Here is a 23,047-nt window from a genome sequence, read left to right on the forward strand (position 1 = left end):
CCTTGCCGGCCGAGCATCAGGGGCGCGATACTCGCAGCCTCATGAACACCGCACAACCCCAACTCACGCTCTACGGTGCGCAGGCGTCCGGCTCCATCGCGGTCGAAGCGGCCCTGACGCTGCTGGGCATCCCCTACGCGCTGGTCAAAGGCGCCACCTGGGCCGAGGAAGCCGCGCGCGACCGCGTTGCGCCGGTGAACCCGATGCGGCAGATCCCAACGCTGGTGCTGCCCGATGGCGAGGTGATGACCGAGAGCGCTGCGATCCTGATTTATCTTGCCGATCTGCACCCCGAGGCGCGGCTGGCCCCGGCGCCGGGTGATGCGCGCCGTACCCAGTTTCTGCGCTGGATGGTGTACGTGTCCTCCGCCATCTACTCGCTGCACTGGATCAAGCCCGACGTGCAGCGCATCGGCGCACCGCCGGGCGCGCGCGAGTCCGTCGTCAACGCCGTGCACGACCGCATCGCGTTCTGCTGGGCCAACATGGACAAGCAGGTTGCCCCTGGGCGCTATCTGCTCGGCGACGAGTTGACCGTGCTCGACCTCTACGTCACCGTTGTATCCCGCTTCGGGCCTTGGCGCGAGCGCTTCTACCAGGCGGCGCCGCGCATGACACCGGTGGTGCAGCGCGTGGACGCGGAGCCACAGCTGCAGGCCTTCTGGCCGGAACGCTTCCCACCCGACTAGGCCGGTTCAGAATGGTCCGAACACGGCTATGCTGACAAAAACCGCCGTTGGCAAGGGACCCGCATGATCAAGCAATCCGCCGCAATCACACTGCTTGCAGCCATGCTGGCCGGCTGCGCCACAGCGCCGGCGCCGGTGGCATCGCCCAGCAGCAATGACGGCGTCGATGGCCTCGCGTGCGTTGGCGCCATCGGCGCCGCTGCACCCGGACTGGTCGAAGCCCCGAACCCACCGCTGATGGCGCAGGCCCAGCGGCAAAGCGGCAATGGCTACCTCTGCTCCGCCCGCAGCTATGTGGTCACGCAGCCGGTGCGGCTGTATCGCCTGATCGATTCCACACAACCGTACTCAAAGCTCGGCAGCTTCTGGTCGTTCGAGCGGCCCACCGGCACGCGCGATGACTACCGCGCCAAATTCGCCATCTGCAAGCAATGGAGCCAGCTCGACCGCCTGCTCTCCTGCGACGTCCGCCCCGGCAGCATGATCGTCGTCGGCACCACGCAAAGCGCCGACTGCGGTGACGGCATCACCTACGCCAAGACAGCAGCCAATCAGGTGTTCGTGCCCAACGACGGGCTGGCGGGCATTGTGCACACGGGTGGGTGCGTGGATCAGGGGGCGTGGCCGGCGGCGGGCAACTAGAACCGGTCGCCTGGTTGGCTCATTCATCGCGATAGCCGGAAAATATAGACGAAATTTCGTATTTATTTCGTTACAATCGCACTATGGACACTCTTCTTTCCACCCGCAGCATTGGCATCTCCGATTTGCGCGAATCACCGGCTCGTGCTTTCGAGCAGGCCGACGAAACGGCTGTGGTTGTGCTCAATCACAATCGGCCTGCGGGTTACATCCTGTCCACGCGTCTGATGGAAGCGTTGCTTGATCAGGCGGCTGATCGTTTGATCACGTCAAGGGCAGCGGCGCGCGTGGCGTCCATCAAGAGTGCGCGCAAAATCACGCTCGATGACCTATGAGCTTGCGATCCATCCGCTAGCCGAAGCGGAATGGAAGCGCCTTGACGAATCTGTAAAGCGCCGCTTCAAGCAAAAGCTGGCGAAGGAACGGCTGACAAATCCGCGTGTCGCCAAGGACGCTCTGCACGGTGAACCTGATTGTTACAAGATAAAAATCACCACACCGCAATATCGACTCGCATATCACGTCGATGACAAGGTGCGGCTACTCACGATTCTCGCTGTCAGTTCGCGTGACGACGTTTACGAATTGCTGCAGGCGCGACGCCCGTGACGACTGTAGCGGTTGGTACGCCCACGAGCTTCGCGATGGCAAATTGACCTTGACCGCATCAATGCGTCAAATGACATGATCAACACGAAGTTGAAATCGCTTCGCCTCGCCCGTGTCCAGTCAAAAATCTTCATTGCCAACGCAAACTGAACCGCCCCGCGTTCTGTGGAGGCTATTTGGTTTAAGTCAGACCACGGCTACGGTGGACTGGTCGGCGAGTTACCGGAAATGGCTCGGATAGTTCGTCCGCACACAAAGCGAAGCGTAGGCAGAAATCGCTCACCTGGTATTTGACGATGCGGCACATTCGGCCCCACCCGCTACTCCCCCATGCGCTCCTGTCCAACTACGCCAACGCCGGCGCCTACACCGACTGCTTCACCACGGCAATCTCCCGCACCGTCACTCACGCAGAATTCGTCGAAGCGTTCTACACCGGTCGTCTTTTCATGCTTGAGCGCTGGCTGCTGCGGGTGTTTCTCTCGCGGCCATCAACCGATCTTCAGGCGCGGCAATTGGCGGCGGGTGAGTTGAACGAGTTCGCGGCGTGGCGGGTGGAGGCTCGGGCACCGGATCAGGTGCTGATGTGTGACATCGGCGGGCTTACGCGGTCGTGGCTGATGGTTGCGCCTTCGGATGTGCCGGGACATACGCGGATTTGCTTTGGGTCTGCCGTGGTGCCGGCGGTGAACCCGGTAACTGGCAAATCAAGCTTGGGATTTGGGTTCACGGCCTTGCTTGGTTTTCACAAACTCTACTCGCGGGCGCTTTTGAGCGCGGCGGCTGCGCGCCTTGTGCGAGTGCCTTCCTGAGCTCGCGCACTATTGATCCGACACGATTTATCTGTACGGCGTTCATGGTTCGACAGGCTCACCACGAACGGAAAAGTGATAGTTACTTCGTGCCGGTTCACAATATGGCAGCCGCGTGAACGCGTGCTGCAACCCGGCGGCTAGAAAACCGCACCAACCAATCACAAATGACCCGTACGGCACCAATCCGGACCGAGCAGTGATATACCGCCGTAGCGCGACAAGTCGAATAACAGGAACGCGCAAGACATTTGCCACAGCAAACAGAAGGAGGCTCACATGAAACATCTGGACTGGATTGATCGCACGCTGCATCGCTTGATGTCGTCATCGTCGCCGGCCCGCAGAGTACGATCAACGGGAGCCGCGCTGGTGCTAACCGCTGCGGCTGCCATCACATCAACGGTTGCTGCGCCTGCGATAGCTGCCGACTACCCGGCGTCAAAGGAAGGCACTTGGGTCGTCCGCGACTTCCGCTTTCACACCGGTGAAGTGCTACCGGAACTGCGGCTGAACTACCGCACCGTGGGTGAGCCGACGGGCGAGCCGGTGCTGGTGCTGCATGGCACCACCGGCTCGGGCGCGGGCATGCTCTCACCTGCGTTTGCGGGCGAGCTGTTTGGCGCCGGGCAGCCGCTGGACGCGAGCCGCTACTTCATCATCCTGCCGGACGCGATTGGCGCTGGCAAATCGAGCAAGCCCTCGGACGGGCTGCGCGCGAAGTTCCCCAAGTACAACTACGACGACATGGTGGACGCGCAGTACCGGCTGGTGACTGAGCATCTGGGCGTCAAGCGGTTGCGGCTGGTGATCGGCAATTCAATGGGCGGCATGCAGGTGTGGATCTGGGCGCATAAGTACCCGGACGCGATGGACGTTGCGGTGCCGATGGCGTCGCTGCCGACGGCGATGTCGGGCCGTAACTGGATGATGAGGCGGCTGATCATCGATTCCATCCGCAACGACCCGGAATGGATGAACGGCAACTACACCAGGCAGCCGCGCAGCCTGCAGTTCGCGTCGGTGTTTTTCGCGACCGCGACCAACGGCGGCAATCAGGCATTGTTCGAGGCGGCGCCGACCAGCGCCAAGGCGGATGAATGGCTGAACCAGCGCCTCAACGGGCCGTTCGCTGGCGATGCCAACGATCACCTCTACCAGTGGGAGTCGTCACGCGACTACGACCCTTCGACGGGGCTGGAACGCATCAAGGCAACACTGCTGGCCATCAACTCGGCCGACGATGAGCGCAACCCGCCGGAACTGGGCGTGCTGGATCGCGAGATCAAGCGGGTGAAGAACGGCCGCATCCTGCTCATCCCCGGCAGCGAAAGTACCGCCGGGCACGGCACCACCGGGCAGGCGAAGTTCTGGAAGAAGGAACTGGCGGAGCTGCTCGCGAACGCGCCGAAGCTGGCGCAACGCTAGACAATCGTCAGTGAGTCGTTCGGCAACAGCGGCGTCGGCGCGCCGCCTGCCGACGGGCGGCCCCAGTAATAGCCCTGCTGCAGCACGCAGCCTTGATGCACCAGATAGTCACTCTGCTCGGCGTTTTCGATGCCTTCTCCGATGGTCTGGATGCCCAGCTCCTCCGCCAGACCAATCAACGCACTGATCAGCGTCTCGGACCGCGCATTGATGCCAATCTGGGCGACAAATTCGCGGTCGATCTTGATCGCGTGCACCGGAAAGCGCGTGAGGTAACCAAAGTTGGAGAAACCGGTGCCGAAGTCGTCAATCACGACACGGATTCCGGCGTCGGCGAGCGCGACGATATTGGCGGGTGAGGCGTCCGCCGTGCGCACAAAGTCCTGCTCGGTAATTTCGAGGGCGATCTGTTGCGGCTGAATGTTGTCATCACGCAGTGACTGCATCAGATTGCGGGCGAAATCCGGCCGCTGCAGCAGACGCGGGTGGACATTGATGGCGATCGGGCTGGCTCGCACCGATTCGCTCGCCAGTGCGCTCCGGAACGCCGCCTGCAAGGCCCATTGCGCCAGCGGCACCGTGAGCCCGGCACCGTCAATCTCGTGAATGAAGTCGCGCGCAGTGAGCAGGCCACGTTGCGGATGATGCCAGCGCAACAACGCCTCATGCGCATAGATCGAGCGCGAATTGACGTCGACGATCGGCTGATAGTGCATCGCAAACTCGTCGCCGCTCAACGCGCGCTCGAGCTCACGCCGCAGCACCGTGCGTTCGCGCAGCCGGGTCGCCGCTTCGCGGCCGAACCAGCGCACCGTGTTGCGCCCGGCATCCTTGGCCTGATAGAGCGCAAGGTCAGCATGCCGCACCAATTCGTCGGCCGTCTTGCCGCCGTCGGGGCAGGCCGCGATGCCGATACTGACGCTGGTGTGAATCCAGTGTGATTCGGCCTGCACCGGTTTGCGCATCGCCGCCAGCACCGTGACCGCGATCTGCGGCAACTGCTTCTCGGCGTCTTCATAGCGGGCGAACAGCAGCAGCTCGTCGCCACCCAGGCGTGCCACGCCCACATTGGCCGGGTCCAGCGCGCTGAGCCGTTGCGCCACCGCAACCAGCATGGCATCGCCAACCGCGTGGCCGTACACATCATTGACCGCCTTGAAACCGTCAATGTCGAGCAGCAACACGGCTGGCCGTGCGTTGGGCGTTTCGTCCTCTTCAATCCAGCGGTTGATCTGGCGCAGCGCCGCACGACGGTTGTACAGGCCGGTCAGCGAATCATGATTGGCGTTGTGGCGCAGTGCAATTTCGAATGCCTTGCGCCGCGAGATCTCCTGCGCCGTGATGACCACCGCGCCCACATCTGCCACAGAGAGTGCATCGGTCAGCGTCGCCAGAAAGACCAGCACGTCGCCGTTGGTTGCCGTCACCTCAAACTCGAAGGTTGCCCGCTGCAGGCGACCACGCACGATCAGATTGAAAGCGGAATCAATACGCTGGGCCGCATTGACCCGGAGCACCTCAAAGCATGGCTTGCCGACACAGCTTTGTTGCGACCATCCAGTGAGCCTCGCCAGCTCGGCGCTCTCGAACTCGATGGTGCCGGACCGATTGACCAGCAGGGTGACAGTGGCGCAGGCGTCAAGGATCGCGCGCGTGGAGAGCGCCGACGGCTTGAGTCGCGGCTCGTTGGCAGCGGTGACGGTCGAGACACCCAACTCACGCCCGACAGTGGCGATGGCGGTCCCAGCATGCAGGAATCTCTTCACCCGGCCTTGCAATTATTTTTTACTAATGACAATTATCTCATTTTCCGGATTTGTCCTAGTTGTGCCGACGGCAATGTTGGCGCAGCAAGGTTCCGGCGATGGTGGTGGCCAACAACGGGTTGGCGCCACTGCAAGCACGATCATGACAAATGCATTGAACGCCCGACTCGCCGCCATGCAAGTCGCCAGGCTGTAGCGGGCCAGTAAGAACGTCAGTAGTTAACCGTTGCGGCGCAAACCGTGGCGCCAACACGTCCCGCAGCGAGTCGCTCGCCTTGACGCAAGGCGACGAATGATTACTATGCGTCTTCCATCATGTGCTGGTGTCTCATGAAACTGCGGGCTTTTTTTGCAGGGTTGAGGAAATGGGTGAAACGCCCAGACATCGGCACAGTGAAGTCGGCGCTGGCTGGCGCGGCGGGCGCGCTGGCTGTGCTCGGGATTGCTGCGGGACTCTACGCGGCGTTCGCGCCGAAGCCGGTGCGCCTCACGCAGGAAAAGATTGACGCCGCAGTCGCGCACAGCCTGCGGGAGGCCGTGCTGCCTTCGCCTGCCGCAAAGGCTTACGAGACCATCCTGCCCTCGGTGGTGCGCGTCAACGGCTACGTGACCGATCCGAAGACGAAAGAGCAAGTGCAATACGGCGTCGGCACCGGCGTGGTGATCGTCGATAACGGCACCATCCTGACCAACCTGCACGTAGTGCAGGGCGCCGAGAAGATCAAGGTCACATTCATGGACGGCCTGGAGAGCGAGGCTTACTTCAGTGGTGCGCGGCCAGAGCATGACCTCGCCGTGATCCGTGCGCTGAAGATTCCCGACGACATGCTGGCCGCGACGATGGCGAGCACGCAAAACCTCGCGCCGGGCGATCACGTGTTTGCGGTAGGTTTTCCATTCGGCATCGGGCCTTCAGTTTCGGCCGGGATCGTGTCCGGCCTGAACCGCAATTTCATGTCGCCGGAAGGCAAGCGCATGCTGTCGAACCTGATCCAGTTTGACGCGGCGGCGAACCCCGGCAATTCGGGCGGCCCGCTGGTGACGGCCGAGGGCGAAGTGGTGGGCATCGTCACAGCCATCCTGAACCCGAACGAAAACCAGCGAACGTTTGTCGGCATCGGCTTTGCGGTACCGATCGAGAACGCGGCGTCAGCGGTGGGTATGCCACCGTTTTGAATTCAGGTGCAGGAGCGGCTCTGCCGCGACATTTTGACAGTCAACACTTGGGGTCGCGGCGGAGCCGCTCCTACAGGCGACAAGGAAATTGGAACCAAGATGAGCACTGACACAGCAAGCGGCGAGTTGATGGAACGCATCCTCTATGAGGTCAAGCGGGTTGTTGTAGGTCAGGATCGCTTTCTTGAGCGGGTGATGGTGGCGCTGCTGGCCGAGGGGCATCTGCTGGTGGAAGGCGTGCCCGGACTGGCCAAAACGCTCACGGTGAAAACGCTGGCGACCGCCATCCACGGCAGCTTCCGGCGCATCCAGTTCACCCCCGATCTGGTGCCTGCCGATCTGGTGGGCACCCGCGTCTATCACCCTGGCACTGGCGCGTTCAGCACCACGCTGGGCCCGGTGTTTGCCAACCTGCTGCTGGCCGACGAGATCAACCGGGCGCCGGCGAAGGTGCAGAGCGCGTTGCTGGAGGTGATGCAAGAGCGACAGGTCACTATCGCCGGCGAGACACATCGGGTGCCAAAGCCGTTCGTGGTGATGGCGACGCAGAACCCGATCGAGACCGAAGGCACCTATCCGTTGCCAGAAGCGCAGGTGGACCGCTTCATGATGAAGGTGCTGGTGGACTATCCCACCGACGAGGAGGAATTCGTCATCGTGCAGCGGGTCACCGGCCCGCGCACTGATCTGGTCCCGATCGCCACCACCGAAGAATTGCAGACGCTGCAGAACGCTTGCCGCGAGGTCTACGTCGACCCGGCACTGGTGCAATACGCGGTGAAGCTGGTCGCCGCCACGCGCAACCCGGCGAAGATCGGTCTCACCGATTTCAGCAAGTACATCACCTACGGCGCCAGCCCGCGCGGCAGCATTGCGCTCACCGAAGGTGCACGGGCGCTGGCGCTGATGCGCGGCCGCCGTTATGTGCTCACCGAGGACATGACCGATCTGGTGCACGATGTGCTGCGCCACCGCATTTCGCTGAGCTACGAGGCACTGTCCGACGGCGTCACGACTGATGCAATCCTCAGCCGCATCATGAGCAAGGTAGCCGCCCCCATCAAGCCGCTACAGTCGCGCGATGAAGAACCGAAAGCAGCCTGAGAGCATCATGCCTGAGCCATCCCCAGGCATTGCTGCTCGCGAGACCGACGAGCAGGTCCTGCTGCGTCTCGAGTGGACCGTGCTGCGCCGTCTCGATGGTCTGTTGCAGGGCGATTACCGCACGTTGCTGCGCGGCTTTGGGCTCGATTTCGCCGGGCTGCGCGAATACCAGTTCGAAGACGACGTGCGCCACATCGACTGGAACGTCACCGCTCGCATGAGCTCGCCCTACGTGCGCCAGTTCAGCGAGGACCGCGACATGAATGCGTGGTTCCTCGTTGACCTCAGTCCGTCCTCGGATTTTGGCTCGGCGCGCGAGAGCAAACGCGATGTAACCGTGCGCTTCGTGGCGACGATGGCGCGACTGTTGTCACGGCACGGCAACCGCGCCGGCGCCATGCTCTACGGCTCGACGGTAGACGCAGTCATCCCACCCGGCAGTGATCGCCGGCATGTGCTGCACCTGCTACACCGCATGCGCCATCGCCCGGTGCTCGGTGCCGTTGGGCCAACGCGACTGGCGATGCTGCTGCAGCGCGCAGCCGCGACGCTAAAGCGACGCAGCGCCGTGTTCATCGTCTCTGACTTCATCAGCGAGCCCGGCTGGGAGGTGCCGCTCGCGCACCTGGCGCAGCGGCATGATGTAGTGGCCGTGCACATGACCGATCCAGCCGAGCAAACCGTGCCTGACCTCGGGTTGGTGACGATGGAAGACCCCGAGACCGGGGAGCAGTTTTTTGTTGACACCGGCGACGCCGCGTTCCGCGAACGCTACGCAGCGCTGGCCATCGAACATGCAGCGAATGTGCAACGTATCTGCGCACGCTACGGCGCAGGCTTCATGCAGCTCGCCACCAATCAGTCGCTGCTCGACAATCTGGTGCGCTTCGCGCAAGCGCGGCGCCGCCAGCCGCAAATCAGGCAGACCGCGAGGGCCGCCGCATGACGTTTACCTGGCCCCTGCTGCTTTGGACCTTGCTGCTGCTGCCGTTGCTCGTTGCGTTCTATGTGTGGCTGCTGCGGCGGCGCAAGAAGAATGCAGTGGCGTTTGCCAACCTCGCGCTGGTGCGACAAGCGGCGACGCGACGTTCGACCTGGAAGCGCCACGTGCCCCCCGCGCTAATGCTGGTCGCGCTTGGGCTCATGCTGGTGGCCGCGGCGCGACCGGTGGCCGTGGTGCACCTGCCGTCGAACAAGCAGACCATCATGCTGGCGATGGATGTGTCCGGCAGCATGCGGGCGACCGACGTTGAACCGTCACGCATCGTCGCGGCTCAAAACGCGGCGAAGGCCTTTCTCAACGATCTACCGCGCCACGTGCGGGTAGGTATCGTGGCCTTCGCGGGCACGGCGCAGCTGGCTCAGTTGCCCACGCTGTCACGCGAGGACCTGGTTACCGCGATCGACCGCTTCCAGTTGCAGCGCGGCACCGCGACGGGTAACGGCATCGTGCTCTCGCTGGCAACCTTGTTCCCCGACGACGGCATCGACATCGGGCAAATGCAGTGGGGCCGCTCGGGCGCCTTCGGCAAGGCACGGTCGATTGACGATGCGGCGAAAGACAAGGACAAGAAGGATCGTGACCCGGTAGCGCCGGGCTCCTACACCTCCGCTGCGATCATCATGCTGACCGATGGCCAGCGCACCACGGGCGTGGACCCGATGGAGGCCGCAAAGATGGCCGCCGATCGCGGCGTGCGTGTCTACACCGTCGGCATCGGCACGGTGAACGGCGAGACCATCGGCTTCGAGGGCTGGTCGATGCGTGTGCGGCTCGATGAAGACACGCTCAAGCAGATCGCCAACCGTACCGCCGCAGAGTACTTCTACGCCGGCACGGCGGCTGATCTGAAGAAGGTCTACAACACGTTGAGCACCAAGCTGGCCGTTGAGAAGAAGGAGACCGAGGTTTCCGGCCTCTTCGCGCTGGTTGCCGCCGCGTTCGCGTTGCTCGCGGCTGGGCTCTCGCTGGCGTGGTACGGGCGCGTGGCGTAGCGCACCGTCCACCGCAGTTGACCCACGCTGGCGATTGCAAGTCGCCGGCAACCGGGTACACTCTCAAACAATGCCAACAGCATAAATCAACCCGGATCGCCTTCGGTCGCAGCACGTTCGGCGTCGTATCGCCGCATCAGGCTCAGTGCAGGCGGGCGACCCGAATCCTGCCCGTGCCGCGTTTCTCCATCAGCCGCCCGTTGTGACTACCGCCGATTCATCCAGCCCGCTCGCCTTGCGCAAGAGCACCCGCCTTGCCGTGCACAGCACCGATGACAGCAAGGGCGAATGCCAGCTCGCGCTCAACGGCAATTTGCTCGCCGACCGCTTTGACAACACCATCCTCGACGCTCAATACGAAGTAGCCGACGGCTGCCTGCTGGCCGTGCTCGGCTCCGACAGTCCCTGGGATGTCACGGCGTCGCTCTACCTGCTCGACAGCACGGGTCGTATCATCGATGCCATCCACGGTGGCGGCATGTTTGTCGCTGGCGGCTTTGCCGAGGTCGGTCTCGACGCGGCGGGGTTGACCTTCGTCTTTCCGGGTGTGGAAAACCGCTATCGGCTCAGCGTCAGCCAGCGTGCCGCTTGGCGATCGCCACTGCCGAGTGGCTGGCGCTATCAACGCTGGTGGGCCACCCATCGTCTGCATTTGCTGCAGCTCAATCGACCGACCTGACCGCGGAGCGCTTTCATGGCTGACGACAAGAAGCAGGACTTTGAAACCGCGCTGCGCGAGTTCGAACTCGCCGCCAATAACTTCGCCATCCGCTTCATCAAGATGGCCGAGGTGCGCGCCTGGTATCGCGATCAGGCACAGGAGATGAGCCGCAGCTTGCGTGCCGCCGTCGAGTCCGGCGAGATCTCGGCGCAGCGCGGGGCCGAGCTTGCCCACGGCGCCCGCAATGAGATTCTCGACATGGCGCGGCGCCGCGACTTCGACCTCGGCCGCTCAATCGCCGAGGCAATGAAGAAGAACGGCATTTCGTTTGAAGAGGCGATCAAGCGTGCGCTCAAGAACCTGAAGCTTGACGGTCAGCCATTCGAGAAACTCAGCGGCGCCGACCAGCGCCGCGTGCTGATCGAAGTGATCGAAAGCGCTGGACGCCCGCGCCCCCGTGCCAACGCCTGGATCCCCCGTCTGCGCTGGACATCACGCGGGCTGTGGCTCGCCACCATCCTGATCGCTGGTTACAACATTGGCACCGCTGAAAACCCGTGGTGGCAGACCGGGCGCGAGGCGGCCAACATCGCCGGCGGCGTTGGCGGTGGCTTCGCGGGCGGTGCCGCGATGGGTGCCGCAGCGGGCATCTGGGGCGGGCCGGTCGGCGTCGCCATTGGCGTGCTGGTCGGTGGCGCGCTCGGTGCCCTGCTCGCCGATCACGCCTATGTTGAAGCCGCCGGCACCAGTGACCCGCTGACGCGTGGCTTCGTGGCGCGCTTCACCAGCTTCTGGTCGGGCGTGAACGAAGACGGCATGGCCAAGGCGCTCGCCACCGAGTACCGCACCAATGCCGCGTTCGTGCTGCGCGTATTCGGCAGTCTCAACGCCGACTACAGCAGCGATGCCGACGACGTCGCCCTCGCCTACGTCAACTACGCCCGCCGCGACGCCCAGCTCAAGGCCACCATCGCCAGCAACCGCGCGCTGCGCGACTTTCTCATCAAAGTGATGAGCGAAGGCTGGACATCTTCAGATGAGCAGCTGGCGATCAATTTCCTGCGCGCGCTGTAGCCCTGCGCTGCCGTCGTCGAAGCCGCACCGCGTTTGCGAAGGCGAACGCCAGCAGGATCAGACGGTTGCACAACACCTTTCTACCTCGCACCTCTATCGCGACAGTCGGCGTTGGAATTTTGCCGAGTTGTGCAGGCGCGACCGCCTCCGTACGCGACTTCACAACGGCGAATACGGCTTGGCCTAACCCGCGCGATCAAGCAAATCGTCATCACGGGAGCGGCCGTCCTTAGTAAGCCCGCTAAACCGCTACTGCGCCGGCTTGTCACTTTGCTGCGTGAGATTCTCCTTCAGCTGCGCACTCATCGGCATGTTCAGGTTCATGCCTTTCGGCGGAATTGGCGATTCAAACCACTTGGAGTACAGCCTCGAAAACTCACCGGTCTTCATCAGGCGCGAAATGGTTCCGTCGACGAGCTTCTTGAATTCCGGGTCGTCCTTGCGCAGCATGCATCCGTACGGCTCCACTTGCAAGGTATCACCAACGACTTCGAGGGCAGCCGGATTCCGCGAATTCGCCATCAACCCGAACAACAATATGTCGTCCATGGCGAAGGCAACCGCCTTGTCATCTTCCACCAGTTTCAACGCGTCGTCATAGTCCTTGCCAAGAACGACCTGCAAGCCGAGGTTGTTGTCGTCGCTGTACTTTCGAAGCACCTTTTCGTTGGTGCTACCCCCTGTGGTTGCAACTGCCTTGCCTTTCAGATCCGCATAGTTCCGAATGCCGTTGACCTTTTTTGGCCAATAGACGTGTGCCAGTAAAGAAGTGGCTAATCGCAAACTGCACTTCCTTGCCTCGCGCTGCGGTATTGGTGGTTGATCCGCACTCAAGATCATAGGCTCCCGAAACCAGCATCGGTATGCGCGTCTGCGCCGACACCGGGACGTAGACCACTTCGAGATTTGGCTTTCCGACTTCCTTCTTCACGTCGGCGACAATCGCCTCCGTCAGATCAACGGCAAAGCCGACCGCCTTTGCGGAACCCGTTGTGTAGCTGAATGGGACGGACGATTCCCGATACGAAACGGTGATCTTGTTGGTATCTGAAACCTTCTTCAGCGTCTGGGCGTCAGCATGCGCAGCAACGGCAGCAATACCAACGCTCGCTACGACGGCAGATGCAAATTGGTGAACTTTCATGAGATTCCCTTCCGGTTGAACGGATGCTTTGGACGATTCCTTCATCGCTCTACTGAAAAGCGCAGGCATCACCTCAGTCACTAACCGGACTACGGGCCAAGGGCGAGGTCACACCCACAGAATAATCCTATGCCGACTATGTCTGAATCTCTTGCGGAAGCGCAACGAAACCCGAAAGATCCTCCTGTTTCAAGTTGCGACGTGCGCCGCCACGACAGGGGCACACACCACTGACGCGCTGGAAGTTTGGCTCACATCCATCGCGATTTGCCTGGCAACGGTCTGAGCTGCGTCGAAAACACCTCTTCCGCCACCCGTTTGCCAATGCGATAACCCGTATCGACCGAGTTGCGGAAGTGGATGCCGCCCCACACGCGCGAGGCAGCAAGCTCCGCTGCCATTGCCTGCGCGTTCGGCCACGTGCGGGTGACGCCAATGGCGGTGTTCTTCCAGCTGAGCGGCACCTTGCCATCAGGATCGAACGTTGTCAGCAATGCGATGAAGAAGCCGCCGCCAACACCACCGCCGGAGGGATAGTCAGGGTTCGGCGGCGCGGCGATCAGGGACTCCCATGCCGCGTCAGCGACACTGGCGTCGGCAAACTTGCCGCGAATGGCGTTCACCGGTCGCCAGTAGCGGTACTTGTCCTTGATGCCGACGTAGACGATGCGCGAGTCGAAGTCGGCCATGTCGGAGAGCGCCATCATGCGCGCAAAGTCGAGCGACGATAGCTTGCGCGCGTCAGCAATGCGCTGGAAGAACGGCAGGCCGTCGGTATCCTCGCCAGAGTTCCAGAACACTGCGGCAACCGACTGGTCGGCGCTGCGCGTCGCACTGTTTCTCGCGCCAATTGCTTTCACTTCGGCCAGATCGCGTTTGGCGACAACGCTGTCCGGGGCCGGCGGCGGCCCTGGGTCATAGGCATTGACGCTGGCGATGGCGAAGGGTCGCATGCGGATGATGGCAACGCTTGATTCCATCTTATGGTCTGCCGTCAGCTCGTAGACACCTGCCGCGGCATCGCGCTTTGCCGGTTCGACGCGCGCGAATACGTCATCGGCGCGCGATGCGAGCAAGGCATAGGCAACGCGCTTGCCAAGGGCTGCGCCTTTCGCCCGCGCCGCAGCGTCGGTGACAGGTTTCAGCGACTCTTCCAGCGTTTTGGCGAGCGCTGCCTGATCTGCTCCCGGCACGCTGCTCAGCACGGTGAACGCGGCGGTGGCTGCGGCGGCATCAGGCGATGCGTCGGGCACCGGATCCACTGCCGGACCGTACGACGTGTAGCGGGGCGTAATTGCGTTCAAGGCGTTGAACATCGCCAGATTGGCGAGCACCGATGCCCGCCCCGATTGCGCCCGCGGCGATGCCGATAGTGCCTTTGGTGCCACCGCCAGCCAGTCGGCAACGACCTCGGCGTGCGACGGCGTTGCCGCCATCAGCAGCAGTGCCGCTGCCGCGCAAGTGAGTGATCGAAACTGTTTGCCCATATCGCCCCCTTCGTTTGAAGTCGTGACGATACGTCGGAACGTCGGCGCTGTCACGCCATACAACGATTGGCGTCGGGCGAGCCTGGTCGCCAGCTGGCCCCGGCAGGGCTTCGCATCCGCCGCATCTGTCTATATCATCCGCGCGGTACCCGCGTTGCCCGGTCCGGGCCTCATCAGCGGGCTTGATCGCCATCGCGGGGCCTTATGTCGATACGCGTCAAATTCAATCTCCTTCTGGTTGCGATCTTCCTGCTCAGTCTGGTCGGTGCCGCCTGGTACTACCACCATGCGCTGGAGAGCGACGCCATCAGCGATGTTCGCCAGAATTCGCAGGTGCTGATGGAAACGGCGCTCGCCATCCGCAGCTACACCACCGACGAGATCAAGCCTCATCTCGACCCGCTCAACGACAAGCGCTTCCTGCCGCAGACAGTGCCGGCATTCGCCGCCACAGAGACCTTGCGTCGCCTGCGTGACCGCTTCCCCGCCTATGAATACAAGGAGGCTGTGCTCAACCCGACCAACCCGCGCGATCGGGCCAGCGACTGGGAGCGCACGCTGATCGAAAAATTCCGCGCAGACGCCACGCAGACGGAGCTGACCGGCCTTCAGGGCGAAGGCGTGCAACGCTCGGTGTATGTCGCGCGACCCATCATCATCAAGCAGGCGCAGTGCCTGGCCTGCCACAGTGTGCCGGCCGCTGCCCCGGCGTCGATGCTGCAGATTTACGGCGAGAAGAATGGCTTCGGCTGGCAAATGAACGAGACGATCGGCATGCAGGTGGTGAAGCTGCCAATGCTTTATCCGCTGGAGAAAGCGCGACGCACGTTCTACAGTTTCATGTGGTCCCTGCTGTGCATTTTCGGGCTGATGTTTCTGGCGCTGAACCTGGTGATGTCGGGGCTGGTCATTGAGCCGATGGCGCGTGTCAACAAGCAGCTCGAGGAGCTGGCGACCAAGGACTTCCTCACTGATCTGGTCAACCGGCGACGCTTCTTCGAGCATCTCGAATCGGCGATGGCGGACGCACGCATCCATAACACCGGGCTCTCGGTGGTGATGTTTGATCTTGACTTCTTCAAGCGGATCAACGACACCTTCGGCCACGATAGCGGTGACGTGGTGCTCAAGAACACGGCGCTGCGCGTGCGCGAGTTGCTTCGCGGCTCCGATTGCGCCGCGCGCTTTGGTGGCGAAGAATTCATCATCCTGCTGCGCGAAACCCGCATTGACGCCGCGCTGGCGATCGCCGAGGCAGTCCGCTCGAAGATCGCGACTGTCCCCTACGATCTGGTAGGCGCCGTCAGTGCAAGCTTCGGCGTGGCCGAGTGGAACACGAAAGAAGACGCCCGGGCCCTGATCAACCGGGCCGATCGCGCACTCTACGTTGCCAAGCAGACCGGTCGCAATCGTGTCATCCGCGCCGATGAGACGACCGAAGCCGGGCAGGTCTAATCCCGCAGCCCATCATGACGCCGGTGCACCCGCCTGATGACGAGTCTGGCAGCGCGCGCATGGCTTGCCCGCCCGATCCCGCGAAAAGGCAGTTAACCACCTTACCACCCTACCTCTGGAGCACCATGCACTTTGCAATGTCCCCCTCACCCCGGCGCGTACGCGCACTGACTCTGGCAGCCGCGATGACAGGCCTGTGCCTGCCGCTGCTGCCGATGGCGGCGCAGGCAGAAACCCAGCGCCTCGGTGCCACCGTCGACGGGAAAGCATTCGAGAGCGACGACGATGGCATCGTGTTTCTGATCCCCACCAAGGGCGTGCTTAACCTGATGGCCAGCACCAAGGGCGCCTCTGCCTATCCGCCACCGAAGACACCGGTCGACAAACTATCGATCAATTGCCGCAACTACGATGGCAAACCCGTCAAGTTCACCTTTCCCGCCGCTGGCAGCCGCAGCTGCGAGGTCAGCTTCGCCAAAGGCGTCAGCAAACAGCCGTTCGGCGAACCACAGGCCGAGTACCGCCTGGCGGATGGAAAAAACCAGCTGGAAGTCACCTCGGTCAAGGGCAAAGTCATTGAAGGCTCGTTCAGCTTCGATCTGGTGGAAGTGAAGACCAAAGCCAGATTGAGCATTACCGGCGGCAGCTTCAAGGCCGAAGATCGCCAGCAGTAAGCTCGGCAAGCGCGACAACACCCCGGCGAGCTGCAGCGCGCCGGCGGACGTCCGGACGCCACGACTCGTGCGACTATCAACTTTTCGTGAAAACGTCATTTCTGTATGGGCTACAAGCTCGATTCTACCGAAAGTCGACTTGTAGCGATTTAGCTAATAAAGCCCAATTAAAATGCGCTTTTCGGCAAAAAGCCATAAAGTAGACCATCTGCTGACATCTCGATCAGCTATCGCGCTGCCGGTTGCGATCTGCAGCAATCTGAACAAGGGTTTTCCCTGCGTTTGAATCGGGATGAGCCCGACGGACATCACGCTACAAATTCAATCGGTAATTCCAAACGGCCGTTTAGAGCCGCACAAGACCGGTCCGTCCGCGTTCATGTACCCAACAAGGAGGCAGTTCATGTTCAGCACTATTGGTGATCTGTTGGTCACCGGCCGCAGGCAATGTCGTCAGCTCGTTCTGGCCGCACTCATCACCCTCGTTGCCGGCGCCGCGCACGCCGGATACACCACTACCCGCTACCCGATCGTGCTGATGCATGGAATGTCGGGCTTCGATCAGGTCGGTGCGGTCGATTACTTCTACGGCATTCCGCAGTCGCTGCGTGACGGCGGTGCGCGCGTATTCGTGGCGCAGGTTTCCGCGTTCAGCAGTTCCGAGCAACGGGGCGAGCAGTTGCTGCAACAGGTGCGTAACGTACTGGCCATCACCGGCGCGCAAAAGGTCAATCTGATCGGTCACTCGCACGGCAGTCAGACGGTGCGTTACGTCGCAGCGGTAGCGCCGGAGCTGGTCGCCTCGGTCACCGCTGTCGGCGGCCCGAACAAAGGCTCAAAAGTGGCGGACTTTGTCGACGCCAACCTGCGCGAGGGCTCGTGGCTGCGTGGCGTCGCGGCCGCCTTCATCAACGCCTTCGGCCAGGTCATCAGTTTCCTCTCGGGTAGCACCGCCTACGAACAGAACGCAATTGCGGCGATGAAGTCGCTCACCACGTCAGGCTCGGCAGCATTCAACGCCAAGTTTCCGCAGGCAATACCGACCAGCAGCTGCGGCGACGGCGCCAGCGTGGTGAACGGCATTCGCTACTACTCGTGGACCGGTGACCGCAACCTCACCAATGTGTTCGACGTACTGGACGCACCGCTCGCCGTGCTTGGCCAGCTGCACGGTGCACAGAACGACGGACTGGTATCAGTGTGTTCGTCGAAACTGGGCCAGTCACTCGGCGTCTACGCCCAGAACCATCTGGATGAGGTGAACCAGTTGCTCGGCTTCGTGGACCTCTTCTCGGTCAGTCCAAAGACGCTCTACCGCCAGCACGCCAACCGTCTGCAAGCGGCAGGCTTGTGAATCGGGATCACTCATCGCAACCGGCGACGCCGCTCGCCAACCGCGCAGTTGTCGCAGTGGGGCTTGCAGCCCTGCTACTGGGCATCACAGCACCGGTTGCCTGGAACGCGTGGCGCGACGCTTCGCGACGGCACAGCGAGCGGTCCGACCCGGTCGCTGTGACCGGAGAGCGCGCTGCCGCCAATGACGTTGCCGCGTATCGCACTGCGATGGCCTCTACCCGCATTGCGAGCTCAGGCACCGTGATTGCCACCGACGAGCCAGCGCCGGCCGCGCTGCTGCAAATACCTGCGCTTGCAAGCGTCATCGACGATCTGATCGGCGATGCCCTTGGCCAGGGCAGCATGCGCGACGACCCTCATGCGTTCCGCGTACGGCTTGGCGAGCGGGTGCGCCAACAATTCGCGCCAGCCATTGCCGACGCCGCGATGAAGTTTGTGCTGCGCTATGTCGGATACCTTGAGTCGCTGGATGCGATGCACCTGCGCCCGCCGGCGAATGACCTCACCGCACTGCGCGCGACCTACGAGGCACGACGCTCGTTGCGGCTCGGGCTCTTTTCGCCCGAGGAATATGCCGCGCTGTTCGCTGCCGACGACCGCCTTGACCGCTACACAATGGCGCGCCTTGATCTGGAAGCCAATCCGCTGCGCACATCGGCCGAAAGAGCCACTGCGCTCGCGGCAGCGGAGCGCGAACTGACGGCCAGTGAACGCGAGGAGCGTGCCCGATGGCAACAGTCGCTAAGCCTGCAGAATCAGACATCGGCATTCGACGCGCGCAATGCGAGCGACGCCGAACGCTTCGCGGCACGCGCTGCCGAGCACGGCGAAGCAGTCGCGCAACGTCTCGCAGCGCTTGATCAGGCAGAGCGCGATTGGGCCTATCGACTCGGGCAATACGAGCTGGCACTGAACGAGCATCGCAGCGGAACCCTGGGCAGCGAAGCGCTTGCGGCAACGCGCAATCGCCTCTTTAACGAACGCGAATTGTTGCGCCTCGATGCTGCGCTGTCGCTGCGCCGTTAGCAGCCGAAACCCTGGGGGCGGTGCGCCGCCTGCCGTCAGAACTTGCCGTACTTCAGGTAGGCATCAACGGGATCGATACCCGCACGAATGGCATCGCGGACCTGATTCTCGGTTGCGGCCACTTTCTCGGTTTCATCGAGTACCGCCTCGATCTTCTCGTGCGGGATGGCAATCACCCCGTCGCGATCCCCGAGAATCCAGTCGCCCGTGCGGATGGTGACCTCGCCGATGGTGATGGGCTGCTCAAAGGCATCGGGACACCAGCGCGCTGCAATGTCGGCAGGGCTAAAGAAGCTGTGGAACACCGGGAAGCGCTGTTCGAGAATGAAGTCCGTATCGCGGCAGCCACCGTCAACGACGTAGCCCAGCACGCCCTTGTTCTTCAACGTCTCCGCAGACAGTTCGCCCATCAGCGCGATGGACTGGTTGTGCGGCTGGCAGACCACCACATGGCCGGACGGGGCACGTGACAACAACGTGGTCCAGCCGAGCAGGCTGTCGTGGCGTGAGATGGTGGTGTCAATGTGGCCGCTGACCGTCCAGGCTGGTCCGGCGACTTTCAGGCTGGGGTCGAGAGGGCGCAGGTTGCTTGGCAACACGAAGCGATCCACACCCATGCCGCGCAACACATCATGCACTGCGCCGGTATAAAGGCAGCCGAGCCGGGCTGCGAGTGCGGACGACGACGCTGCCGGTGCGGCAGTCACGTCAAACCACTTTTACGGTGATCGTCTCAACACCGGCGCAACTCGCAACCATTACGTCGCCAGCGACCACAGCAGCCACGCCTTCGGGCGTACCCGTCATGATCAGGTCGCCCGGTTGTAGCTCCCAGGCGGCGGAGAGGTGCTCAATTACTTCGTTGACATTCCAGATCAGCTTGCCGATGTCACTCGATTGCGCGGCCTTGCCGTTCACCGTGAGCGTGATCGCCCCCTTGGTGATCTCGCCCGACCTGGCGATCGGTGTGATCGGCCCCATCGGCGCCGACTGGTCGACCGCCTTGCCGATCTCCCACGGACGGCCCTGCTTCTTGGCTTCGCCCTGCAGATCACGGCGCGTCATGTCGAGCCCGATGGCGTAGCCGAAGATGTGCTTCGCGGCATCGGCCTGGGTGATGTTCTTGCCGCCCTTGCCGATGGCAACCACCAGCTCCACCTCATGATGGTAGTTTTTGGTCAGGCTCGGATAGGTAATTTCGGCCGCAGTGCCGGGTGTGCAAACGATCACGGCGTCCGCTGGTTTCATGAAGAAGAACGGCGCCTCACGGCCGCTAAAGCCCATCTCCTGCGCATGCTCCACGTAATTGCGGCCAACGCAGTAAACGCGGCGCACCGGGAAGCGCTGATCGGAGCCAACGACGGGCAGTGAGGTAACGGGTGCGGGCGGAAGGACGTAGTTCATGGGATTCGAATTGGAATGAGGACGGGAAGATGGTGTGATCAGGCCAGTCGTTCTTCGTGCCAGATGGACAGCGCCTGCTGCACGGGTCGGTCGGAATAACTGAACAAAACGCATTCGTCGCTGGCCGACAGTGACAGCGTATGCCACGAAGGCACCACAAAGTGGTCGCGCGGACCGAAATCGTAGTGCCATTGGCTGTCGCCACGCCCGATAGTGGCGCGCCCTCGCCCCTCAACCACACTGAACACGGTACCGTCCGTCTGGCGATAGGGTTTGCCGCTGAAACCTCGCGGCAACAATTGCAGGAAGGTTGCCATGGTCGGCATCGGCGAGCCGCCAGTGGCCGGGTTCACGTAACGCAACTTGAAGCCGTCGTGCGCATCCACCGGGCCGTCGCGCTCCAGCCGCGCCAGCGCCTCGCGGCTGCGCGCGTAGGGGTAACTGAAGATTGGCGAGGTGCTGCCATGCGGCGCGTCATAGCGCACCGGCAGCATGTTGGCTCCGTAGCGGGCGAAGTTGTGACCCTCGGGGCGAGTGATCTGCTGCTGCGCCGAGGTGCCATTCTCCGCAAAGCCAGCATCGAAGAAGCGGATCATCGGAATGTCGAGCCCGTCCAGCCAGACCACCGGGCCATCGGCCTCGCTGCCGTGGTCGTGCCAGGTCCATTGCGGAGTGATGATGAAGTCGCCCGGCTGCATGGTGGTGCGCTCGCCGTTCACGGCGGTGAATGCGCCCCGGCCTTCGACCACAAAGCGCAGCGCGCTTTGCGTGTGACGGTGACTGGGGGCCACTTCGCCCGGCAAGATCAGTTGCAACCCGGCGTAGAGCGATTGCGTGATGGCGCTCTGCCCACGCAGCGCCGGGTTTTCGAGAATCAGCACGCGGCGCACCGCCTCTTCCGCGGTGATCACTTCGCCCGCCCGCATCAGGTAGGGGCGGACGTCGTCATAGCGCCACAACGCCGGCACACAGGGCGTGTTCGGCTGCGGCGGCACCAGCGCGTGCAGCACTTCCCACAACGGTGTCAGGTGATGCGGCGACATCTCGGCGTAGAGCGCGGCGCGCGCTTCCGTAGCGGCTGCTGAAGCAACCTTGCTTTCCGCTGCATTCATTTGAAGATCCCTGCTGACTTGAGGCGTCAAGCGCCAGCTGACGTCCCGCCTGACCGGTGCTATCGATGCCACTCAGCAACGCATGATAGACGTCAGCGCGGGCCCAAGACCGGTGCCGGGTATCTGATCCGGCCGTCGCGCCGGACAGGGGCAACTCCCTGCTGGCCGATTTGGCATAACGACGCTACCCGCCGGGTCGTGTGGCCGGTACAGAGCCCGGCCGGCGCATCCACGCATCAGTAACGCAGGCGTCCGCCCTCACTGACTACCGCGATATCCACCCAGCTACTCCCCACATTGCCCTTGCGGAAGTCAACGTTGAAGCCGCCGACGCTAATCTCGCCCATGTCCTTGAGTGCGGCGCGCAGCGTCGACGCCGTCGGGCGGGCACCGGCGCGGCGCAGCCCTGCAACCAGCACCCGGGCTGACACGTAACCTTCGAGATGAAAGTAGCTGTAGTCCTTGATGTTCGGCGCGTACTGCTGCATGGTCTGCTGGAATTCACGCTGCAGCTTGAGCTTGCTGCCCTGTGGCGACGGGAAAGTCTGGGCGATACCAACGCCACGGGCCCCCGCCTCACCCACCACTTTGGTCAGCAGGCCGGCCGGCACATAGGACAGTGTGTAAATCTGATGACGACCGCCGCCTGATCGCCACTTCGCAATGGCATCGGCACAGAACTTTGGCGTGCCGATCACGATGACGCTGCTGCTGATCGGCACCTTGGCCGCATCGCGAGCGGCCACCGTGAGCGCCTCGGGGTCGTGCTTGGTGCCGGTGGACGTTACTTTCATGCCGCCGATACGGCCAGCGAGATCCTGCACGGTCGCCAGACCGCCGGTGCCAATCGGCAGGTCCTGGTGCAGCACATGCATCTCGTTCACGCTCAGCACCTTGGCATGCCCAAGGATGCGTTCGAGTTGCGCGCGATCACCAGCGCGAACATGAAAGAGCTTGGGGTGGCCAGGATTGCGAAACTGCTCCGAACCAGGGATCGCGTTCATCACGATCACATCAGTCGAATCGAGCAAGCCATCCTGCATCATCTTGCTGATTGCCGCCGATCCGATCGGGCTCAACAGCGCAATGGGGCCAGCTTCCATCGCCACCTTGAACTGCGCGATAAAACCCGGCGCAGTAAAGCCATCGTCAAACTTCATGAGCTTGATGTTGCGGCCACCAATGCCGCCAGTCGCGTTGACCGAATCAAAAAGCGCCTGCGCACCGGCATTGATTTCTGCTGCGTCCGGTGATGGCAGTCCGGTGAAGGGGCCGATCTGGGCCACGGTCAGGTCCTGCGCCGATGCGGCGCCGACGGCAAGCAGACCCGCCATGTAACCGGCCCGCAAGCGCCCACCACAACGCGCAAGCTTGGCAGGCGCCCGATTTGAGCCAAGCAACGTTGTGCAAGCGCGAAACGCCAGCCGCAGGAC

At 62.6% G+C, this 23,047-nt stretch carries 22 protein-coding genes and 1 pseudogene; 16 read left to right on the forward strand and 7 right to left on the reverse strand.

All coding sequences use genetic code 11. The features are described from left to right. Positions 1-41: 41 nt before the first annotated feature. From FKL89_RS12230 to FKL89_RS12255, 6 genes are all read left to right on the forward strand, one after another. Positions 42-689, forward strand: coding sequence for a glutathione S-transferase family protein (locus tag FKL89_RS12230; RefSeq protein ID WP_156863018.1), 648 nt, complete (start codon positions 42-44; stop codon positions 687-689). Positions 690-752: 63 nt separating this feature from the next. Then, positions 753-1,331 (forward strand): hypothetical protein, encoded by a 579-nt coding sequence (locus FKL89_RS12235; protein WP_156863019.1) that lies wholly within the window; start codon positions 753-755, stop codon positions 1,329-1,331. Between the two features lie 83 nt (positions 1,332-1,414). Further along, the gene (locus FKL89_RS12240) at positions 1,415-1,666 is read left to right on the forward strand and encodes a type II toxin-antitoxin system Phd/YefM family antitoxin (protein ID WP_156863020.1); all 252 of its coding nucleotides are present in this window, start codon (positions 1,415-1,417) and stop codon (positions 1,664-1,666) included. Continuing rightward, a complete protein-coding gene (locus FKL89_RS12245) occupies positions 1,656-1,940 on the forward strand; it encodes a type II toxin-antitoxin system RelE family toxin (protein ID WP_156863021.1) in 285 nt (94 codons plus the stop codon). Before FKL89_RS12240 ends, FKL89_RS12245 begins: the two co-directional genes overlap by 11 nt. 296 nt (positions 1,941-2,236) lie before the next feature. Beyond that, the gene (locus tag FKL89_RS12250; protein ID WP_156863022.1) at positions 2,237-2,752 is read left to right on the forward strand and encodes a hypothetical protein; all 516 of its coding nucleotides are present in this window, start codon (positions 2,237-2,239) and stop codon (positions 2,750-2,752) included. A gap of 321 nt (positions 2,753-3,073) precedes the next feature. Beyond that, a complete protein-coding gene (locus tag FKL89_RS12255; protein WP_156864682.1) occupies positions 3,074-4,180 on the forward strand; it encodes an alpha/beta fold hydrolase in 1,107 nt (368 codons plus the stop codon). Here the strand turns inward: FKL89_RS12255 and FKL89_RS12260 are convergent. After that, the gene (locus FKL89_RS12260) at positions 4,177-5,946 is read right to left on the reverse strand and encodes a putative bifunctional diguanylate cyclase/phosphodiesterase (protein WP_162527506.1); all 1,770 of its coding nucleotides are present in this window, start codon (positions 5,944-5,946) and stop codon (positions 4,177-4,179) included. The two genes, FKL89_RS12255 and FKL89_RS12260, sit on opposite strands and share 4 nt — an antisense overlap. Before the next feature lie 369 nt (positions 5,947-6,315). Between FKL89_RS12260 and FKL89_RS12265 the strand changes: the two genes are divergently transcribed. The 6 genes from FKL89_RS12265 to FKL89_RS12290 all read left to right on the forward strand — a co-directional run bounded on the left by FKL89_RS12265 (position 6,316) and on the right by FKL89_RS12290 (position 11,956). Then, positions 6,316-7,122 (forward strand): S1C family serine protease, encoded by an 807-nt coding sequence (locus tag FKL89_RS12265; RefSeq protein ID WP_395705942.1) that lies wholly within the window; start codon positions 6,316-6,318, stop codon positions 7,120-7,122. 99 nt (positions 7,123-7,221) lie between these two features. Continuing rightward, positions 7,222-8,226 carry an AAA family ATPase gene (locus tag FKL89_RS12270; protein ID WP_156863025.1) on the forward strand — a complete coding sequence of 335 codons (1,005 nt, stop codon included), beginning with the start codon at positions 7,222-7,224 and terminating at the stop codon, positions 8,224-8,226. A 7-nt stretch (positions 8,227-8,233) separates the two neighbouring features. Further along, complete coding sequence (locus tag FKL89_RS12275; protein WP_238363341.1) at positions 8,234-9,172, forward strand: DUF58 domain-containing protein; 939 nt, start codon at positions 8,234-8,236, stop codon at positions 9,170-9,172. Next, the gene (locus FKL89_RS12280) at positions 9,169-10,221 is read left to right on the forward strand and encodes a VWA domain-containing protein (protein ID WP_156863027.1); all 1,053 of its coding nucleotides are present in this window, start codon (positions 9,169-9,171) and stop codon (positions 10,219-10,221) included. The genes FKL89_RS12275 and FKL89_RS12280 overlap by 4 nt, the downstream gene beginning before the upstream one ends. Before the next feature lie 202 nt (positions 10,222-10,423). Then, entirely contained in the window at positions 10,424-10,900 is a 477-nt protein-coding gene (locus tag FKL89_RS12285; protein ID WP_156863028.1) for a hypothetical protein, read from the forward strand. A 15-nt stretch (positions 10,901-10,915) separates the two neighbouring features. Next, positions 10,916-11,956, forward strand: coding sequence for a hypothetical protein (locus FKL89_RS12290; RefSeq protein ID WP_156863029.1), 1,041 nt, complete (start codon positions 10,916-10,918; stop codon positions 11,954-11,956). Between the two features lie 249 nt (positions 11,957-12,205). Here the strand turns inward: FKL89_RS12290 and FKL89_RS12295 are convergent. Continuing rightward, positions 12,206-13,100, reverse strand: a pseudogene (locus FKL89_RS12295) (transporter substrate-binding domain-containing protein). A 251-nt stretch (positions 13,101-13,351) separates the two neighbouring features. Beyond that, positions 13,352-14,587, reverse strand: coding sequence for a vanadium-dependent haloperoxidase (locus tag FKL89_RS12300; RefSeq protein ID WP_156863030.1), 1,236 nt, complete (start codon positions 14,585-14,587; stop codon positions 13,352-13,354). A 204-nt stretch (positions 14,588-14,791) separates the two neighbouring features. Here FKL89_RS12300 and FKL89_RS12305 point away from each other — a divergent pair, with 204 nt between their 5' ends. The 4 genes from FKL89_RS12305 (at position 14,792) to FKL89_RS12320 (ending at position 19,098) form a co-directional block, all read left to right on the forward strand. After that, positions 14,792-16,042, forward strand: a complete 1,251-nt coding sequence (locus tag FKL89_RS12305; RefSeq protein ID WP_156863032.1) for a diguanylate cyclase — start codon at positions 14,792-14,794, stop codon at positions 16,040-16,042. A gap of 137 nt (positions 16,043-16,179) precedes the next feature. Beyond that, complete coding sequence (locus FKL89_RS12310) at positions 16,180-16,716, forward strand: hypothetical protein (protein ID WP_156863034.1); 537 nt, start codon at positions 16,180-16,182, stop codon at positions 16,714-16,716. A gap of 403 nt (positions 16,717-17,119) precedes the next feature. Then, positions 17,120-18,070, forward strand: a complete 951-nt coding sequence (locus FKL89_RS12315; protein WP_156863036.1) for an esterase/lipase family protein — start codon at positions 17,120-17,122, stop codon at positions 18,068-18,070. Next, positions 18,067-19,098 (forward strand): lipase secretion chaperone, encoded by a 1,032-nt coding sequence (locus FKL89_RS12320; RefSeq protein WP_156863038.1) that lies wholly within the window; start codon positions 18,067-18,069, stop codon positions 19,096-19,098. Before FKL89_RS12315 ends, FKL89_RS12320 begins: the two co-directional genes overlap by 4 nt. Before the next feature lie 35 nt (positions 19,099-19,133). Here the strand turns inward: FKL89_RS12320 and FKL89_RS12325 are convergent, their stop codons facing one another. The 4 genes from FKL89_RS12325 to FKL89_RS12340 form a co-directional block, all read right to left on the reverse strand. Then, positions 19,134-19,805 carry an RraA family protein gene (locus FKL89_RS12325; RefSeq protein ID WP_238363342.1) on the reverse strand — a complete coding sequence of 224 codons (672 nt, stop codon included), beginning with the start codon at positions 19,803-19,805 and terminating at the stop codon, positions 19,134-19,136. Between the two features lies 1 nt (position 19,806). Then, a complete protein-coding gene (locus FKL89_RS12330) occupies positions 19,807-20,502 on the reverse strand; it encodes a fumarylacetoacetate hydrolase family protein (RefSeq protein ID WP_156863040.1) in 696 nt (231 codons plus the stop codon). A gap of 38 nt (positions 20,503-20,540) precedes the next feature. Further along, positions 20,541-21,614, reverse strand: coding sequence for a gentisate 1,2-dioxygenase (gene gtdA / locus FKL89_RS12335; RefSeq protein ID WP_156863041.1), 1,074 nt, complete (start codon positions 21,612-21,614; stop codon positions 20,541-20,543). A gap of 236 nt (positions 21,615-21,850) precedes the next feature. Next, positions 21,851-22,948 carry an ABC transporter substrate-binding protein gene (locus FKL89_RS12340; RefSeq protein WP_156863042.1) on the reverse strand — a complete coding sequence of 366 codons (1,098 nt, stop codon included), beginning with the start codon at positions 22,946-22,948 and terminating at the stop codon, positions 21,851-21,853. Positions 22,949-23,047 lie beyond the last annotated feature (99 nt).

It is taken from the genome of Casimicrobium huifangae (assembly GCF_009746125.1).
GTDB classification, from domain to species: Bacteria; Pseudomonadota; Gammaproteobacteria; order Burkholderiales; family Casimicrobiaceae; genus Casimicrobium; species Casimicrobium huifangae.

Coding starts and splice junctions, on each gene's coding strand:
- FKL89_RS12255 (WP_156864682.1), top strand. CDS start 3,074: ATGTCGTCATCGTCGCCGGCCCGCAGAGTACGATCAACGGGAGCCGCG.
- FKL89_RS12275 (WP_238363341.1), top strand. CDS start 8,234: ATGCCTGAGCCATCCCCAGGCATTGCTGCTCGCGAGACCGACGAGCAG.
- FKL89_RS12290 (WP_156863029.1), top strand. CDS start 10,916: ATGGCTGACGACAAGAAGCAGGACTTTGAAACCGCGCTGCGCGAGTTC.
- FKL89_RS12245 (WP_156863021.1), top strand. CDS start 1,656: ATGACCTATGAGCTTGCGATCCATCCGCTAGCCGAAGCGGAATGGAAG.
- FKL89_RS12235 (WP_156863019.1), top strand. CDS start 753: ATGATCAAGCAATCCGCCGCAATCACACTGCTTGCAGCCATGCTGGCC.
- FKL89_RS12270 (WP_156863025.1), top strand. CDS start 7,222: ATGAGCACTGACACAGCAAGCGGCGAGTTGATGGAACGCATCCTCTAT.
- FKL89_RS12280 (WP_156863027.1), top strand. CDS start 9,169: ATGACGTTTACCTGGCCCCTGCTGCTTTGGACCTTGCTGCTGCTGCCG.
- FKL89_RS12305 (WP_156863032.1), top strand. CDS start 14,792: ATGTCGATACGCGTCAAATTCAATCTCCTTCTGGTTGCGATCTTCCTG.
- FKL89_RS12230 (WP_156863018.1), top strand. CDS start 42: ATGAACACCGCACAACCCCAACTCACGCTCTACGGTGCGCAGGCGTCC.
- FKL89_RS12240 (WP_156863020.1), top strand. CDS start 1,415: ATGGACACTCTTCTTTCCACCCGCAGCATTGGCATCTCCGATTTGCGC.
- FKL89_RS12250 (WP_156863022.1), top strand. CDS start 2,237: ATGCGGCACATTCGGCCCCACCCGCTACTCCCCCATGCGCTCCTGTCC.
- FKL89_RS12340 (WP_156863042.1), bottom strand. CDS start 22,948: ATGGCGGGTCTGCTTGCCGTCGGCGCCGCATCGGCGCAGGACCTGACC.
- FKL89_RS12315 (WP_156863036.1), top strand. CDS start 17,120: ATGTTCAGCACTATTGGTGATCTGTTGGTCACCGGCCGCAGGCAATGT.
- FKL89_RS12330 (WP_156863040.1), bottom strand. CDS start 20,502: ATGAACTACGTCCTTCCGCCCGCACCCGTTACCTCACTGCCCGTCGTT.
- gtdA (WP_156863041.1), bottom strand. CDS start 21,614: ATGAATGCAGCGGAAAGCAAGGTTGCTTCAGCAGCCGCTACGGAAGCG.
- FKL89_RS12300 (WP_156863030.1), bottom strand. CDS start 14,587: ATGGGCAAACAGTTTCGATCACTCACTTGCGCGGCAGCGGCACTGCTG.
- FKL89_RS12310 (WP_156863034.1), top strand. CDS start 16,180: ATGTCCCCCTCACCCCGGCGCGTACGCGCACTGACTCTGGCAGCCGCG.